A 16,718-nucleotide genomic window follows, 5' to 3' on the forward strand; every position below is an offset into this window, starting at 1 on the left:
CGGGGCCTCCCTGGCAGTCTGTGTCGTGTCGCAACTACCAGTGTGTCAGACCGTCCCGTTGTCCGCCCCTCCCCGATTTTCCGTCATGAACCAAAAAAATGGCAGTATCCGCGCCCATATTCGATATTGATAGTCATTCGCAGTTATGGGAGGGTGCCTCCTGTCGTCACGTCGCCGCGGACTCTCCGCATTCGCCCGCCGCCGTCCGACGCCTCTCGGTTCCGACCCGGACCGCCCGCCCCCGGTGGTCCCCCTCTTGGCCCGCCCTCGACGGAGATTTGCTGCCCATGGTTCGCTCCACTCTGCCCCGCGCGACACGCGCGACCCGCGCGCTCCGCGCCGGTTTCGCCGGCGGCGCCCTGGCGCTGGCCGCGCTTGCTGTCACCCTGCCCGCCGCCCCGGCGGCACGGGCCGCGGATCCGGACGTCAACGTCTACTCCACCCGGCAGGCATTCCTGATCCAGCCCCTGTTCGATGCCTTCACCGAGGAAACCGGCATCGGCGTGAACGTGGTCTTCGCCAAGGAGGGCCTGGCCGAGCGCCTGCGCGCCGAGGGCGACAACAGCCCCGCCGACCTGGTGTTCACCGCCGACATCGGCCACCTGAACGATCTGGTCGAGCTGGACGTGGTGCAGCCGGTCGACAACGCCACCCTCGAGTCGGCGATCCCGGCCCAGTACCGCCACCCCGACGGCAAGTGGTTCGGCCTCACCCTGCGCGGCCGCGTCATCTACGCCGCGAAGGAGCGCGTCCCCGAGGGGGCGGTCGAGACCTACGCCGACCTGACCGACCCACGCTGGGAGGGCCGGGTGTGCACCCGCAAGGGCGATCACCCCTACCAGGTCGCCCTGCTGGCCGCGCTGATCGCCGAGAAGGGCGAGGACGCCGCCCGCGCCTGGCTGGCCGGCCTCAAGGACAACCTGGCGCGGCGCCCGCAGGGCAACGACCGCGCCCAGGTCAAGGCCATCATGGAGGGGCAGTGCGACCTGGCCATCGGCAACACCTATTACATGGGCAAGATGCTCGACGACCCGGAGCAGCGCGCCTGGGCCGAGGCGGCCTATATCGTGTTCCCGAACCAGGACGGCTCCGGCACCCACATGAACCTGTCGGGGGTCGCCATGACCAAGGCCGCGCCGAATCGCGACAACGCCGTGGCGCTGATGGAGTTCCTGGTCTCCGACCGGGCGCAGGAGATGTACGCCCAGCTCAACCACGAATACCCAGTCAAGCCGGACGTCGCCTGGTCCGACCTGCTGCGGTCCTGGGGTGACTTCAAGATGGATCCGCTGTCGCTGTCCGAGGTCGCCAAGTACCGGGGCCGGGCGCTGATGATGGTCAACAGCGTGGGCTACAACAGCTAGGCCGGGTGGGCCGCCGCCGCTTCGGCGCCGTCAGTCGGGCATCAGCGGCGGCCCGCTAGGACAGATACGCCGTTCCGCGATCCCGCCGCCCGTCGTCTCCCCGGGCGGCGGTCGGACGGGGCGCCGGCTGGGCGCGGCCGGCGCCCCGACTCCGTGCTGCACCGGGCCGCTGGGCTCGCCCCGGCCGCGCCATAGCCCCAGCGGCGAACGGGGCCTTTGCATCGGCGCGACCGGCGTCCTATATTCGAGGGGCCGGTTCGCCGGCTATGACGCTAAACCCTGTCTGGAATAAGCGTAGTGGACCCGGGGGCAGTACCCGGCGCCTCCACCATTTGCCGAACCAGGGAGCGGTTCCGCGACCGGAGGCGGAACCGCGACCTTGGGGCGAACCATGGGGGCGAAACAGGATCGACACGCGTGGTAAAGAGGCAGGTTGCGTCCGGCATGGCACCACCGTTATCGGGCCAAACGCAATAGTTGCCAACGACAACTATGCTCCGGAAGCTGCCGCCGCGTAATGCGGCGTCGGTGACCGATCAAAGCCCCGGGCGGTAGCACGTCCGGGCGGGGTCCGGGGGGCACCTGGCAACAGAAGCCCCCCACTCGCGCCGCCGCCCACCCGCGCGCGGTGCTTCTCCACCGACCACCGATGCACGTCCGGCACACGGGATCAGCGACGTGAGCGAGAAAGTCACCACCTTCCAGTACGACCGCATGGTCGAGGCCGCGCTGCGCGGGGTGCTGCGCGACGCGCTCCGGGTGGTCGAGGCGCAGGGCGGACTGCCCGGCGAGCATCACTTCTACATCACCTTCGAGACCACCCGCCCCGGCGTGGTGCTGCCCGACCGGCTGCGCGCCCAGCACCCCCAGGACATGACCATCGTGCTCCAGAACCAGTTCTGGGACCTGAAGGTGTTCGACGACGCGCTGGAGGTCACCCTCAGCTTCAACCGCAAGCGCGAACGGTTGCGCGTGCCCTTCGCCGCCGTGACCGCCTTCGCCGACCCGCACGCCAGCTTCGGGCTCCAGTTCCAGACCGAGATGGGTGCCGACGCCGACCTGGACGAGATCGACGACGACGGCGGCCCGGACTGGGAATCGCTGATGGGCGAGGGCGAGACCAACGACGACCGCAGCCGCGCCGCCGCGTCGGGCGAGGCCCCGGATCCGGCCGATCCGGAGGGGGCCAACGTGATCGCGCTCGACGCCTTCCGCAAGAAGCAGTAACCCCCGAGACGACCCGCAACCCGTCGCCGGCGCTCCCCGCGAGGCGGGGGCTGCGGCGCGCCGCTTGGGAGCCCCGCCGATGCTCGATGCCGCCTTCGCCGACATGTTCCCCCTGGTCGGCGACGACACGCCCTATCGCAAGCTGGAGGGCGATTTCGTCGGCCTCGACCGGGTCCGCGGCCAGGACCTGCTGGTGGTCGACCCGACCGCCCTGACCCGCCTGACCGAAGAGGCGTTCCGCGACATCTCCCACCTGCTGCGGCCCGGCCACCTGGCCCAGTTGCGGGCCATCCTGGACGACCCGGAGGCCTCGGCCAACGACCGCTTCGTGGCCCTGGAGCTGCTGAAGAACGCCAACATCTCCGCCGGCATGGTGCTGCCCATGTGCCAGGATACCGGCACCGCCATCATCCTGGGCAAGAAGGGCGAGCGCGTGTTCACCGGGGCGGACGATGCGCTGGCGCTGTCCGACGGGGTCGCCAATGCCTACGGCCGGCTCAACCTGCGCTACTCGCAGATGTCGCCGCGCACACTCTACGACGAGGTCAACACCGGCAACAATCTGCCGGCCCAGATCGACCTGTTCGCCACCCAGGGCGATGAGTACAAGTTCCTGTTCATGGCCAAGGGCGGCGGCTCGGCCAACAAGACCTTCCTGTACCAGCAGACCCGGGCCCTCCTGAATCCGAAGAGCCTGATGGCCTTCCTGGAGGCGCAGGTGAAGACCCTGGGTACCTCGGCCTGTCCGCCCTACCACCTGGCCATCGTCATCGGCGGCACCTCGGCCGAGGCCACCCTGAAGACGGTCAAGCTGGCCTCAGCCCGCTACCTGGACGGGCTGCCGACCCAGGGCGGCGACACCGGCCATGCCTTCCGCGACCTGGAGACGGAACAGGCGGTGCTGGAGATGACCCGCCGGCTCGGCATCGGTGCCCAGTTCGGCGGCAAGTACTTCTGCCACGACGTGCGGGTGGTGCGGCTGCCGCGCCATGGCGCCTCGTGTCCGGTGGGCATCGGGGTGTCGTGTTCGGCCGACCGTCAGGCGCTGGGCAAGATCACCCGCGACGGCGTGTTCCTGGAGCGGCTGGAGACCGACCCGGCCCGCTTCATGCCGGACGTCAAGCAGGAGAAGCTGTCCGGTGAGGTCGTGCGCATCGACCTGAACCGGCCGATGGCCGAGATCCGCGCCACCCTCAGCCAGTATCCGATCAAGACCCGCGTGAGCCTGAACGGCCCGATGATCGTCGCCCGCGACATCGCCCACGCCAGGCTGAAGGAGCGCCTGGACGCCGGCGAGCCGCTGCCCGACTACATCCGCGACCACCCGGTGTACTACGCCGGCCCGGCCAAGACCCCGGAGGGCATGGCTTCGGGCTCGTTCGGCCCCACCACCGCCGGGCGCATGGACGCCTACGTCGACCAGTTCCAGGCCGCCGGCGGCTCCCTGGTGATGATCGCCAAGGGCAACCGCTCCCCGGCCGTGACCGACGCCTGTGCGCGCCACGGCGGGTTCTACCTGGGCTCGGTGGGCGGCGCGGCGGCCTCGCTGGCGCTCGACAGCATCAAGAAGGTCGAGGTGTTGGAGTATCCCGAACTCGGCATGGAAGCGGTCTGGCGCATCGAGGTCGAGGACTTCCCGGCGTTCGTGATCGTCGACGACAAGGGCAACGACTTCTTCCGTCAGGTGTAGCGCCCCAGCCCACGCCCGGCCCGGCCGCTTTGACGGCCTGCGGGCGCCTGTCTACAGTGGCGGGCGTCAGAGCGATCCGCGCGGGAGGTCCCGAGCCGTCATGAACGCCCCGGTCCGCGTTCCGTCCCGGCCGCGTCGCAGTCTCGGTCGCGCCGTGCTTGCCGCGCGGGCGGCCGCCCTGGCCGGCCTGCTGGCGGTGGCCCCGGGGGCGGCGGAGGCGGCGCCCGCGGCCGATCTGGCGCCCGGGAGCGTGACCATCGCCCTGACGGCCCTGGAAGACGACGGCGGCCGGGGGCCGTGTCGCGCCACCCTTCGCATCCGCAACGACGGGGGCGTCCGGGTCGAGACCTTCAGCCTGCGGCTGGTGCTGTTCGATCCCGGCGGTGCGGTCCTGCGCGAGGTGGTGGTCCTCGCCATGCCGCTGCGCCCGGGCGGGCGCACGACCGCGGCGACCTTCCCGGCCCTGGCGGCGCCGTGTGACGGCCTGGGGGCGGTCGTGATCCGCGACTTCCCCCTGTGCGCGGACCGGGCCGGGCGCCGTCTGGCGTGCCGGGCGGCGGCGGTGCCCGTCAGCCGGGTCGTCGCGCCGTTCGGGTTCTGACCCCGCGATGCCTGACTCGGTGATGGCGCCGCGCGCGATTTGGCCGCGCCGGCAACGCTTTTTCGCTTGCGGCGCATGCCCGTCTTTCCTATTGTGAGGAGGGTCCGGCCTTGCCCGGACGGTCCCGACCCCTCCAAAATGATCCGTCATCCGAGCCGCCGGCTGCACTTGAAGCGTGCAGGTATGGGTGGTCAACGGACTGACATGGCCCCTTTGGCGCGTCCCGGCTGTGCCGGCGCCAGGTGGGCCCCGCGGCACGTTCCCGGTTCCTGGACCGCGTCCCGGTCTGCCCGTGCGCTCCCCCGATCCCGGCGTGAGCCCGACCGGATCCCGGCTCCGTTTCCCGGTGGCCCGCCGGACCGCGCCCGGCCGGCGTGGCGCTCGGCCCCGCGGCCGGTCCGCCGCATCGTCCCGCCTTTCCTCCCCCCTCCGCGCGATCGTCGAGACAATCATGCACTTGCAGGACCTGAAAAAGAAAACACCCAAGGATCTTCTGGCGTTCGCCGAGGAGCTGGAGATCGAGAACGCGAGCAACCTGCGCCGCCAGGAGATGATGTTCGCCATCCTCAAGCAACTGGCGGACAACGATACCCCGATCTTCGGCGAGGGGGTCCTGGAGATCCTGCAGGACGGCTTCGGCTTTCTCCGATCGCCCGAGGCGAACTACCTGCCCGGCCCGGACGACATCTACGTTTCGCCCAGCCAGATCCGGCGCTTCTCGCTGCGCACGGGCGATACCGTCGAAGGCCAGATCCGCGCCCCCAAGGACGGCGAGCGCTATTTCGCGCTCCTCAAGGTCAACACGATCAATTTCGAGGAGCCGGATCAGGTCCGCCACCGCATCAACTTCGACAACCTGACGCCGCTGTATCCGGACGAGAAGCTGAAGCTCGAACTGGACGAGCCGACCCGCAAGGAGTTCACCACCCGCGTCATCGACCTGGTGACCCCGCTCGGCAAGGGCCAGCGCGCGCTCATCACCGCGCCGCCGCGCACCGGCAAGACGATGATGCTGCAGAACATCGCCCACGCCATCGCGGCCAACCATCCCGACGTCTACCTCATGGTGCTGCTGATCGACGAGCGCCCGGAGGAGGTCACCGACATGGACCGCTCGGTGCGCGGCGAGGTGGTCAGCTCGACCTTCGACGAACCCGCCAGCCGTCACGTGCAGGTCTCGGAAATGGTGATCGAGAAGGCCAAGCGGCTGGTCGAGCACAAGCGCGACGTGGTCATCCTGCTCGACTCCATCACCCGCCTTGCGCGCGCCTACAACACGGTGGTGCCCAGCTCGGGCAAGGTGCTGACCGGCGGTGTCGACGCCAACGCGCTGCAGCGGCCCAAGCGCTTCTTCGGCGCGGCGCGCAACATCGAGGAAGGCGGCTCGCTGACCATCATCGCCACCGCGCTGATCGACACCGGCTCGCGCATGGACGAGGTGATCTTCGAGGAGTTCAAGGGCACCGGCAACTCCGAGATCATCCTGGACCGCAAGCTGGCCGACCGCCGCATCTTCCCCAGCATCGACATCACCCGCTCCGGCACCCGCAAGGAGGAGCTGCTGGTGCCCAAGCCGACGCTGTCGAAGATGTGGGTGCTGCGTCGCATCCTGATGCCGATGGGCGTGCAGGACGCGATGGAGTTCCTGCTGGGCAAGCTGAAGGAAACGAAGAACAACGCCGACTTCTTCGAGTCCATGAACAGCTAGGGCGGATCGCCCGGCATTGGACCCGCTCTCGGGCTCCAATGCCGGGCGTCAATCCGCTCTCACTCTTTGAGTCAGGGCGGAGTCACGTGACCAATCCGAAACACGGCGTGATAGCGGCCGAGGACTGAACGAACGTCCGTCGTCGGCCGGGTGGTGCGACCGCACCGGCGCCGCGAAGCGGCGGATGGCTCTTGTCTCGACGAGTCAGAACAAGAGCCTGCCGGTATGAGTCAGATGGATCACGACCTGCCCTAGCGCCGATCGCCCCCGGCGATCCGGTGCGCCGTCACCGGCCGCCGGCCTCCTCCGGCACCACCCGGATCGACGTGATGCGGTTGCGCACCCGCTTCAGCACCTCGAAGCGGAAGCCATGGAAGCGGTAGGTCTGTCCCGGCTCGGGGATGCGCCGGGCCTCGTGCAGGATCAGCCCGGCCAGGGTGTTGGCGACGTCGTCGGGCAACGCCCATTCGAACTCGCGGTTCAGGTCCCGGATGGTGACGTCACCGGCCACCACGTAGGAGCCGTCCGCCTGCCCCCGCACCCCGGCCACCTGGATGTCGTGTTCGTCGCTGATCTCGCCGACGATCTCCTCCAGGATGTCCTCCAGGGTGACCACACCCATGATGGTGCCGTACTCGTCCACGACCATGGCGAAGTGCTCCCGGCGCTCACGGAACGCCTGGAGCTGGTGCAGCAGTCGGGTGGTGTCGGGAATGAACCAGGGCGGCGCCGCCAGCCCGACCACATCCATCTCGTCGAGGTTGCCGGTGAAGGCCTGCACGGACCGCAGCAGCGCCTTGACGTGCAGCACGCCGACGATGTTGTCCATGCGGTCGCGCCACAGCGGAATGCGGGTATAGGGGCTGTTCAGCACCTGTTCGACGATCTCGGAGGCCGGCAGGTCGGCGTCGATCATCACCAGCTTGGAGCGGTGCACCATGATCTCGCCCACCTCGACGTCGGCCAGGTCGAGCACGCTTTTCAGCATCGCGCGCTCGCGCCGCACGGTGCGCCCGGAGGGGCCGTCGCCATCGGCCTCGGCGGTGTGCAGCTCGATGGCGCCGCGCAACTCGGCCAGGGCGTGGGCGGCGGTCTTCTCCTGGCCGGCATCGGCCTTGAACACCTTGAGCATGACCTGGACGAGACCCTGGATCACCCGGGTCACCGGCCACAGCAGCCAGGTCAGGCCGCGCATCACCGGCGCCACCGCCAGCGCGACCGTGTTGGTGTGGGTCAGCGCGTAGGTCTTGGGCAGGATCTCGGCGAAGATCAGCACCAGCACCGTCATGCCGGCGGTGGCATAGGCCACGCCGGCTTCGCCGAAGGCGGTGATCAGCACGCTGGTGGCCAGTGACGAGGCCAGGATGTTGACCAGGTTGTTGCCCAGCAGGATGGTGCCGATGAGCTGCTCGCGGGTCTTGAGCAGGGTGTTGACGGTGCGGGCGCGGCGGTCGCCGCCGCGCTCCAGCTCCATCATGAGCGGGCGCGAGGCGGCGGTGAGCGCGGTCTCGGAGCCGGAGAACAGGCCGGAGAGGACCAGCAGCACCAGGATGGCGATGAGCGATTCGATCATGGGTTCAGGGTCGTGAGGGGGCGGGGCCGCGCGCCGTCTCAGGTCAGGCTTGCGGCAAGGGTCGAGCGCACGGCGTCGGCGGGTACGTCGTCCTGGAGATGGGCGCGGCCGATGCCGCGCGCCAGCACGAAGGTGATGCGGCCGTCCTTGACCTTCTTGTCCCGGGCCATGTGGCCGAGCAGGCGCTCCACGTCCCAGGTCCGCGCCGGGTCCGGGCGCACCGGCAGGCCGACGGCGGCCAGGTGACGGCGCACCCGTTCGGCGTCCTGGCCCGGGCACAGCCCGAGCCGGTGCGACAGGTCGAAGGCCATGACCATGCCGATCGCCACCGCCTCGCCGTGCAGCAGGGCGTCGCCGTAGCCGGTCTCGGCTTCCAGCGCGTGGCCGAAGGTGTGGCCCAGGTTGAGCAGCGCGCGCTGCCCGGCCTCGCGCTCGTCGGCGGCCACCACGGCGGCCTTGGCGCGGCAACTGGTGGCGATGGCCTCGGTCCGCAGCGCCGCGTCGCCGTCCAGCAGGGCGGTGCCGTGCGCTTCCAGCCAGTCCCAGAACGCGGCATCGCCGATCAGGCCGTATTTGGCGGTCTCGGCGTAGCCGGCCCGCAGCTCGCGCCGGGGCAGGGTGTCCAGGGTGTCGGTGTCGGCCAGCACCAGCCGGGGCTGGTGGAAGGCGCCGATCAGGTTCTTGCCGTGGCGGCTGTTGACCGCGGTCTTGCCGCCGACGCTGCTGTCCACCTGGGCCAGCAGGGTGGTCGGGATCTGCACGAACGGCACACCGCGCAGGGCCACGGCGGCGGCGAACCCGGCCAGATCGCCGACCACCCCGCCGCCCAGGGCAATCACCGGCGTGCCGCGCTCCAGGCCGAAGCCGAGCAGCGCCTCCAGCAGGTCCTCCAGGCGGCTCAGGCTCTTGCTGGCCTCGCCGGCCGGCACGATGTGCGCCCCGGTTTCGACGCCGGCGGACGTCAGCGCGGTCCGCACCCGCTCCAGGTACAGCGCGGCCACGGTCTCGTCGCTGACCACGATGGCGCGGCGCGCCCCGGGCACGGCGGCGCGCAGCAGGTCGCCGGCGCGGTCCAGCAGGCCGGGACCGATGTGGATGTCGTAGCGGCGCTCCCCCAGCGCGACCGGGACGGTGACGGCGGCGGGCGTGCTCATGCCGGGGGGGCCTCTCCGGCCGGGTGGGCGGTAACGAAATCGCGCACGGCCTCCAGCACCTGGGCGGTGGTGCGGTCGGCGCTCTCGGTGCCGGTGGGGACGGTGATGTCGGCCTCGGCGTAGACCGGATAGCGGTCGTCCATGAGCGCCTTCAGCTTGGCGCGCGGATCGCCCGTGTTGAGCAGCGGCCGGTGGGTGCGCCCGGCGGTGCGGGCCACCAGCACGTCAAGGTCGGCGCGCAGCCACACCGACACCGCCCGCGCCCGGATCAGGGCGCGCGTCTGCGGGGCGATGAAGGCGCCGCCGCCGGCGGCCAGAACGCACGACGGCCCCTCCAGCAGGCGGGCCATGACCTTGCGTTCGCAGTCGCGGAAGGCGGCCTCGCCGTAGACCGAGAAGATATCCGTGATGCTGAGCCCGGCGGCCTTGACGATCTCGTCGTCGGTGTCCACGAACGGCCGCTCCAGCCGGGCCGCCAAGCGGCGCCCGACGCAGCTCTTGCCGGCGCCCATCAGCCCCACGAGGACCACGGTGCGCGGATCGTCGATGCGTTGCGTCGGGGCCGGGCGCTCTCTACACTGCCTCGCGGTCGCCATGGTCCAAACCTAGCATCGATCCTCGACATTGTCGCGGGGACGTCCGCCGCGCGGACGTTGCGGACGTTTCGTGTCCGGAGATCGTGTGTGTAGACCGGGGCGGCGGCGCTGTCCAGCGCCGCGGCGGCCGGGCGGCCGCCGCACCGAGGGGACGAGGGGTCCACCAGAGGACCACCAGGGGACCACGAGCGGACCACGAGCGGACGAGGGGGAGACGACGGTGGCACGACGACGCGGTCGCTACGCGGGAGACGAACGGTCCGGCGTTCTGCTGAAGGTGCTGGGGCTGCTGCTGCTGGCCCTGGTGGTGGCGGGCGGGGCCGTGCTGGCGACCTGGGACATGAAGCCGCCGACCCGCCCGGTCGAGAAGGTCATCCCCAATGACCGCTTCTAGGCGGACCGCCGGCGCGGGTCTGGCGCTGTTGGCCCTGCTTGCCGGCGCGGCCGCGCCCGTGCCCGCGCTGGCCCAGGCGCCGCCGCCCGCCGGGGGGACGGGACAGCCGCTGCCGCTGGTGCCGCCGGACTGGCGGGCGCCGGAGCCCGAGTCCGAGCCCGAGCCCGACTCCGAGTTCGAGCCGCCGCCGGCGGCGGTGCCCCCGGCGCTGACCCCCCCGGACACGACCGCGCCCGCCGCTCCGCCGCGCGAGGCGGCGCCCGCGGTGCGACCCGCCGCGCCCCCGGGGGCGATGCCGTCGCTGGATCCCCCGCGCGAGATCGCGCCGCCGCCCGGCGGGCTGACCCAGGAGGAACGCGCGCTGCCGCCGCCCGGGCCGCCGACCAAGCCGCCGGTGCCGGCGCGCGCGGCGCCGCCCGCGCCGGTCGGCGACGCCACCGGCGTGCTGCCGGCGCGCCCCGGCGGGCTGCCGCAAGACCTGTGGGCGGGCACCTCGGGCGCGCGGGTGCGCGACCTGGTGGCGGCGCTGCCGCTGACGGTGCCGTCTCCGATCGTGGCCGACCTGCGCCGGCGCCTGCTGCTGACGGTGCAGACCGCGCCGCCGGGCCTGTCCGCGCGCGCGCTGCTGGCGCTGCGGGTCGGGCGACTGGCGGCGCTGGGCGGCCCGGCCGACGACCTGGTGGCGCTGGCCGAACCGCTCGGCCCCGGGGCCGAGGCCGATCGCGCCCGGCTGCGCGCGTTGGCGATCGAGGGCCGCGACGATCGGGTGTGCGCGCTGGCGCGCGGGGTCGGGGCGGGCTATGTCGATCCGGTGTGGCAACAGGCCGCCATCCACTGCGACCTGCTGGATGGCGCCCGCGATCGCGCCCTGCTGGGCCTCGCCCTGCTGCGCGAGATGGGCGGCGGCGCGGCGGCCGGCGACGAGCGCGGCAGCGACGGGGCGTTCATGCTGCTGGCCGAACGCCTGGCCGGGCTCGACAGCCCGGCGCCGGACAGCTTCGCCGGGGCCTCGGCGCTGGCCTACCGTTTATTGCGGGCGCTGCCCGACCTGGACGCGCCGGCCGATGCGCTGCGCGCCGGAGAGCCCTGGACGGCGCGCGCCCTGGCGCTGGGCGGCGGCGGGCCGCCGTCGCTGATCGCCGCGGCGGCCGAGCGGGCGGCGGCGGTGGGGGCGGTGTCCATCGACGACCTGGCCACCGCATGGCGCGACCTGGACGTGGACCCGCGCGACCTGGAGACACCGGTCTCGCGGGTGGTGCTGGGCGGGACGGCGCTGGACCGCGCCCTGGCCTACGCCATCCTGGCGCGCGAGACCGATCCCGAGCGCCTCGCCGAGGGGCTGCTGCATCCGCTGGAGACCAGCCGCACCAAGACGCCCGTGCTGTATCCCCTGCATGCGGCCCTGTATGCGCCGCTGATCCGCGCGATTCCGGTCGAGCCCGCCGTGCCGGCCTTCCTGGGCGCGGCCGCCGGCCGCGCGCTGTATGCCGCCGGGTCGATCGAGGCCGGGCGGACCTGGTTGCGGCGGCTGGGTCAGCAGGGCCGCGCCGGCGACGCCGATGCCGAGGACGCGGCCGCGTTGCTGTGGCCGATCGCCCGGGTGGCGGACGCGGCGCTGGGCGATCCGCTGCCGGGCGAGCGGCTGGTGCTGTGGCGCCAGGCCCGGGCGGCGCGTCTGGGCGACGGCGCCGAGGCCCGGCGGGTGCTCGACCGCGACCATGTGGTGCTGCTGAACGTGCTGGAGGCGCTGGGCGCCCCGGTGCAGGCGGTGCACTGGCTGCCGATCAAATCGAGCCGCGTGTTCGTGGAGGCGGTGGCGGTCGACGGCGGCTTCACCGACGCCGACCGGCTCGCCGCCCTGGAACGCGCGGTCGGGGACGGTCGCCCCGGCGCGGCGCTGGCGCTGGCGCTGCGGGCGCTGGGACCGGAAGGGCCGGCCGGGGCGTCGCTGGAGACGCTGCAAGCGGTGATCGGCGCCCTGCGGGCGCTCGACCTGACCGCCGATGCGCGGCGCGTGGCGCTGGAGGCGCTGCTGGCACGCGGGATCTAGCGCCGATCGCTCGAAACCGGAACCGCCGGGGTGGGGCCGATTTCGAGCGTGACTCGGCGCGATCTGTTGGTTTCAGAGCGGAACGCCCGAATTCGAAATCACCATGCGATTCCGTATTCGGGTGTTCCGCCCTAGGCTCGACGTCGCACCGCGCGCGGACAACGCCTATGACGCCGACGACGGCTACGACGCGACGATCTCGTCCCCCATCAGGGCGGGAAAGAAGCCCTCGTGGGCGGCGCGCAGATCGGCCAGGGGCACCGCCTCGCCGCCGATCGCCACGGCCTCGCCCCCGGTGGTGCCGATACGCCGGGCGAGGTCGCCCAGATCGGACAGGACGGCGTCCGCCGCCTCGGCCGGCACGGTGACGACGTAGCGGCCCTGGTCCTCGCCGAACAGGGCGGCCGTGGCCGGCGCCAGATCCAGCGTCACGCCGAGACCGCCGGCCAGCGCCATCTCCGCCACCGCCACCAGCAGGCCGCCGTCCGAGACGTCGTGGCAGGCGCTCACCCGCCCGGCCTGGATCAGGCCGCGCACGGTCTCCCCCACGCGGCGCTCGTGCTCCAGGTCCACGGGCGGCGGCGCCCCTTCCTCGCGGCCGCAGAGATCGCGCAGGTACAGGCTCTGGCCGACCCAGCCGCCGCCGGCGCGCATCGCCGCGGTCTCGCCGATCACGATCACCGCCTCGCCCGCCGCCTTGAACCCGACCGTCGCCATGCGGTCCAGGTCGTCGAGGATGCCGATGGCGCCGATGGTCGGGGTCGACGGGATGGCGCGGCCCTCGGTCTCGTTGTAGAGGCTGACGTTGCCGGAGACGACCGGCATGTCGAGCGCCGCGCAGGCTTCGCCCAGCCCGCGGCAGGCGCCGACGAACTGGCCCATGATCACCGGTTTTTCGGGGTTGCCGAAGTTCATGTTGTCGGTGACCGCCAGCGGCCGGGCGCCGACGGCGGTCAGGTTGCGGTAGGCCTCGGCCACCGCCTGACGGCCGCCCGTGACCGGATCGGCGCGCACGTAGCGGGGCGTGCAGTCGGTGGTCATCGCCAGGCCGCGGTCCGTCCCGTGCAGGCGCACGACGGCGGCATCGCCGCCGGGGCGCTGCACCGTGTCGCCCATGACCATGTGGTCGTACTGTTCCCAGATCCAGCGCCGGCTGGACAGATCCGGCCCGCCCATCAGGGCCACCAGGGCCTCGGTCCAGGGCAGCACCGGGACGTCGTCGGCGATCACCACCGGCTGGTGCGGCGTGGGCGCCCAGGGGCGGTCGTACTCGGGCGCCGCCTCGGCCAGCGGGTCGATGGGCAGGTCGGCCACCGTCTCGCCGTGCCAGGTCAGCACCATGCGGCCCGTGTCGGTCAGGCGGCCGATGATCGCGAAGTCCAGGTCCCACTTGCGGAACACCGCCTCGGCCATGGCCTCCTTGCCGGGCTGGAGCACCATGAGCATGCGCTCCTGACTCTCGGAGAGCATCAGCTCGTAGGGCGTCATGCCGTCTTCGCGCATCGGCACCCGGTCCAGGGTCAGCTCGACGCCCAGGCCGCCCTTGGAGGCCATCTCGAAGCTCGACGAGGTCAGGCCGGCCGCCCCCATGTCCTGGATGGCGACAATGGCGTCGGTGGCCATCAGCTCCAGGCAGGCCTCGATCAAGAGCTTCTCGGTGAACGGATCTCCGACCTGAACGGTGGGGCGCTTCTCCTCGGAATCGGCGCTGAACTCGGCCGAGGCCATGGTGGCGCCGTGGATCCCGTCGCGGCCGGTCCTGGAGCCGACGTAGACCACCGGGTTTCCGACCCCGCTGGCCTTGGAATAGAAGATGCGGTCGGCCGGGGCGACCCCCACGGTCATGGCGTTGACCAGGATGTTGCCATTGTAGTCGGGGTGGAAGTCGACCTCGCCGCCCACCGTGGGCACCCCGACGCAGTTGCCGTAGCCGCCGATACCGGCCACCACGCCGGAGACCAGGTGGCGGGTCTTCGGGTGATCCGGGGCGCCGAAGCGCAGCGCGTTGAGGTTCGCCACCGGGCGGGCGCCCATGGTGAACACGTCGCGCAGGATGCCGCCCACGCCCGTGGCCGCGCCCTGGTAGGGCTCGATGAAGCTCGGGTGGTTGTGGCTTTCCATCTTGAACACGGCGGCCAGGCCGTCGCCGATGTCCACCACGCCGGCGTTCTCGCCCGGTCCCTGGATCACCCAGGGCGCCGTCGTCGGCAGCGTCTTGAGCCACTTTTTCGAGGACTTGTAGGAGCAGTGCTCCGACCACATGACCGAGAAGATGCCCAGCTCGGTCAGGTTGGGGGTGCGGCCCAGGATGTCCAGGACACGCTGGTACTCGTCCGGGGTCAGGCCGTGTTCGGCAACGATCTCGGGGGTGATCGCGGGTTCCGTCTTCTGCTGCTGCTGCGTGCTCACGACAGCGCCTCCATCACCGAGACGAACAGGGCGCGGCCGTCGGTGCCGCCCAGGCGCGGGTCGGCCAGCCGCTCGGGATGCGGCATCAGGCCCAGCACGGTGCGGCTCTCCGACAGAATACCGGCGATGTTGTCGAGCGAGCCGTTGGGATTGGCGGTCTCGGTCACCTTGCCGCCGGCATCGCAGTAGCGGAACACGATGCGGTCTTCGTCCTCCAGGGCGCACTGGGTGGGCAGGTCGGCCACGTAGTTGCCGTCGTGATGCGCGATCGGCAGGCGGATGACCTGGGCCGGCGCGTAGCCGGCGGTGAACATCGTGTCGGTGGTCTCGACCCGCAGGTGGACGTCGCGGCAGATGAAGCGCAGGTCGCGGTTGCGCATCAGGGCGCCGGGCAGCAGGTGGCTCTCGCACAGCACCTGGAAGCCGTTGCAGATGCCCAGGATCGCCACCCCGCGATCGGCGGCGCGGCGCACCCCGGCCATGGCGGCGGCATGGGCGGCCATGGCGCCGCAGCGCAGGTAGTCGCCGTGGGAAAACCCGCCCGGGATGACGATCAGGTCGAGGTCGTCGGGCAGGTCGGGGTCGCCGTGCCAGTGCATGACGGGGGCGCGACCGGTGACGTCGGCCAGGGTCACGGCGACGTCGCGGTCGCAGTTGGAGCCGGGAAAGACGATGACGGCGGAGTTCACGGGCGGGTCTCTCGTCACGAAGGGACGGCAGCGGCCGACCGCCGGCCAGCCGCACGAGGAGGGTGCATCGGCGCCGGAGCGCCGGGCGGCGGCGGGCCGACCGCCCGCGGCCCCTACAGCTCGATCCGGTAGGTCTCGATCACGGTGTTGGCGAGAAGCTGGCGGCACATGTCGTCGATCCGGGCGCGCGCGGCCTCGGGGTCGTCGTCCTCCAGGTCGAGTTCGATCACCTTGCCCTGGCGCGCGTCGCGCACGCCGTCGAAGCCGAGCGCGTGCAGCGCGTGGGCGATGGCCTTGCCCTGCGGGTCGAGAACGCCGGCCTTCAGGGTGACATGAACGCGCGCCTTCACGGTACGGGACCTCCGGACAGGGGGAAAAGGGGGCTACTGCAGGGTGGACGGGCCGGGCATGTCGCGCGGACCGCCTTCGGGCAGGATGCCGAGCCGGCGGGCGACCTCCTGGTAGGCCTCCTCGACGCCGCCCAGGTCGCGGCGGAAGCGGTCCTTGTCCAGGCGCTCGTTGGTCTTGACGTCCCACAGGCGGCAGTTGTCGGGGCTGATCTCGTCGGCCAGCACCAGATGCATCTCGTCGGTCTGGTCGTCGTAGACGCGGCCGAACTCCAGCTTGAAGTCCACCAGCTTCAGCCCGATGCCCAGGAACAGGCCCGACAGGTAGTCGTTGACCCGCAGCGCCAGGCTCATCATCTCGTCCAGGTCCTGGATGGTGGCCCAGCCGAAGGCGGTGATGTGCTCCTCGGTGACCATCGGGTCGCCCAGCTCGTCGCTCTTGTAGTAGTACTCGACGATGGAGCGCGGCAGCACCGTGCCTTCCTGGATTCCGAACCGCTTGGACAGCGAACCGGCGGCGACGTTGCGCACCACCACCTCGATGGGGATGATCTCGACCTCGCGCACCAACTGCTCGCGCATGTTCAGGCGGCGGATGAAGTGGGTCGGGACGCCGATGTCCTGGAGGCGCTGCATCAGGTACTCGCTGATGCGGTTGTTCAGCACCCCCTTGCCGGTGATGGTGCCCTTCTTCTGATTGTTGAAGGCGGTGGCGTCGTCCTTGAAGTACTGCACCAGGGTGCCGGGCTCCGGTCCCTCGAACAGGACCTTGGCCTTGCCTTCATAGATCTGTCTGCGTCGGGCCATCAGTGTCGTCTTGTGGGGTGGCGCCGCCGGCGGGCGGCGCAGGGAAGGGAAACAATACGGGCACGCCCGCCCCCGGGGACCCGGGGCGACGTCGCGCGCACCATAGCGC

At 71.5% G+C, this 16,718-nt stretch carries 14 protein-coding genes and 1 other RNA gene; 8 read left to right on the forward strand and 7 right to left on the reverse strand.

The features are described from left to right. The first annotated feature begins 287 nt into the window (after positions 1-287). From GGD88_RS14890 to rho, 6 genes are all read left to right on the forward strand, one after another. The gene (locus tag GGD88_RS14890; protein WP_184436843.1) at positions 288-1,364 is read left to right on the forward strand and encodes a Fe(3+) ABC transporter substrate-binding protein; all 1,077 of its coding nucleotides are present in this window, start codon (positions 288-290) and stop codon (positions 1,362-1,364) included. A 212-nt stretch (positions 1,365-1,576) separates the two neighbouring features. Continuing rightward, positions 1,577-1,968, forward strand: a transfer-messenger RNA (tmRNA) gene (gene ssrA, locus GGD88_RS14895). A 74-nt stretch (positions 1,969-2,042) separates the two neighbouring features. Next, positions 2,043-2,591, forward strand: a complete 549-nt coding sequence (locus GGD88_RS14900) for an SspB family protein (RefSeq protein ID WP_343056386.1) — start codon at positions 2,043-2,045, stop codon at positions 2,589-2,591. 79 nt (positions 2,592-2,670) lie between these two features. Then, a complete protein-coding gene (locus tag GGD88_RS14905) occupies positions 2,671-4,281 on the forward strand; it encodes a fumarate hydratase (protein WP_184436845.1) in 1,611 nt (536 codons plus the stop codon). A gap of 100 nt (positions 4,282-4,381) precedes the next feature. After that, a complete protein-coding gene (locus GGD88_RS14910; RefSeq protein ID WP_184436847.1) occupies positions 4,382-4,882 on the forward strand; it encodes a hypothetical protein in 501 nt (166 codons plus the stop codon). 451 nt (positions 4,883-5,333) lie between these two features. After that, positions 5,334-6,590, forward strand: a complete 1,257-nt coding sequence (gene rho / locus GGD88_RS14915) for a transcription termination factor Rho (RefSeq protein WP_184436849.1) — start codon at positions 5,334-5,336, stop codon at positions 6,588-6,590. Between the two features lie 286 nt (positions 6,591-6,876). Here the strand turns inward: rho and GGD88_RS14920 are convergent, their stop codons facing one another. From GGD88_RS14920 to GGD88_RS14930, 3 genes are read right to left on the reverse strand one after another with little or no spacing between them, the layout of a single operon-like run. After that, entirely contained in the window at positions 6,877-8,163 is a 1,287-nt protein-coding gene (locus tag GGD88_RS14920; protein WP_184436851.1) for an HlyC/CorC family transporter, read from the reverse strand. Between the two features lie 38 nt (positions 8,164-8,201). Then, positions 8,202-9,317 (reverse strand): 3-dehydroquinate synthase, encoded by a 1,116-nt coding sequence (gene aroB / locus GGD88_RS14925; RefSeq protein WP_184436853.1) that lies wholly within the window; start codon positions 9,315-9,317, stop codon positions 8,202-8,204. Further along, positions 9,314-9,913, reverse strand: coding sequence for a shikimate kinase (locus GGD88_RS14930; protein WP_184436856.1), 600 nt, complete (start codon positions 9,911-9,913; stop codon positions 9,314-9,316). Before GGD88_RS14930 ends, aroB begins: the two co-directional genes overlap by 4 nt. 220 nt (positions 9,914-10,133) lie before the next feature. On the opposite strand from GGD88_RS14930, the gene GGD88_RS14935 reads away from it, so the two are divergent. Together GGD88_RS14935 and GGD88_RS14940 are read left to right on the forward strand one after the other, a co-directional pair. Further along, on the forward strand, positions 10,134-10,307 hold the full coding sequence (locus GGD88_RS14935) for a hypothetical protein (protein WP_184436896.1): 174 nt from the start codon (positions 10,134-10,136) through the stop codon (positions 10,305-10,307). After that, positions 10,294-12,357 (forward strand): hypothetical protein, encoded by a 2,064-nt coding sequence (locus GGD88_RS14940; RefSeq protein ID WP_184436858.1) that lies wholly within the window; start codon positions 10,294-10,296, stop codon positions 12,355-12,357. Before GGD88_RS14935 ends, GGD88_RS14940 begins: the two co-directional genes overlap by 14 nt. A gap of 183 nt (positions 12,358-12,540) precedes the next feature. Here the strand turns inward: GGD88_RS14940 and purL are convergent, their stop codons facing one another. From purL to purC, 4 genes are all read right to left on the reverse strand, one after another. Next, on the reverse strand, positions 12,541-14,766 hold the full coding sequence (gene purL / locus GGD88_RS14945; protein WP_184436860.1) for a phosphoribosylformylglycinamidine synthase subunit PurL: 2,226 nt from the start codon (positions 14,764-14,766) through the stop codon (positions 12,541-12,543). Continuing rightward, positions 14,763-15,455 carry a phosphoribosylformylglycinamidine synthase subunit PurQ gene (gene purQ, locus GGD88_RS14950; RefSeq protein ID WP_184436862.1) on the reverse strand — a complete coding sequence of 231 codons (693 nt, stop codon included), beginning with the start codon at positions 15,453-15,455 and terminating at the stop codon, positions 14,763-14,765. The genes purL and purQ overlap by 4 nt, the downstream gene beginning before the upstream one ends. 113 nt (positions 15,456-15,568) lie before the next feature. Continuing rightward, a complete protein-coding gene (gene purS / locus GGD88_RS14955; RefSeq protein WP_184436864.1) occupies positions 15,569-15,805 on the reverse strand; it encodes a phosphoribosylformylglycinamidine synthase subunit PurS in 237 nt (78 codons plus the stop codon). Positions 15,806-15,838: 33 nt separating this feature from the next. After that, positions 15,839-16,609 (reverse strand): phosphoribosylaminoimidazolesuccinocarboxamide synthase, encoded by a 771-nt coding sequence (gene purC, locus GGD88_RS14960; protein WP_184436866.1) that lies wholly within the window; start codon positions 16,607-16,609, stop codon positions 15,839-15,841. Positions 16,610-16,718 lie beyond the last annotated feature (109 nt).

It is taken from the genome of Roseospira goensis (assembly GCF_014197795.1).
GTDB classification, from domain to species: domain Bacteria; phylum Pseudomonadota; class Alphaproteobacteria; order Rhodospirillales; family Rhodospirillaceae; genus Rhodospira; species Rhodospira goensis.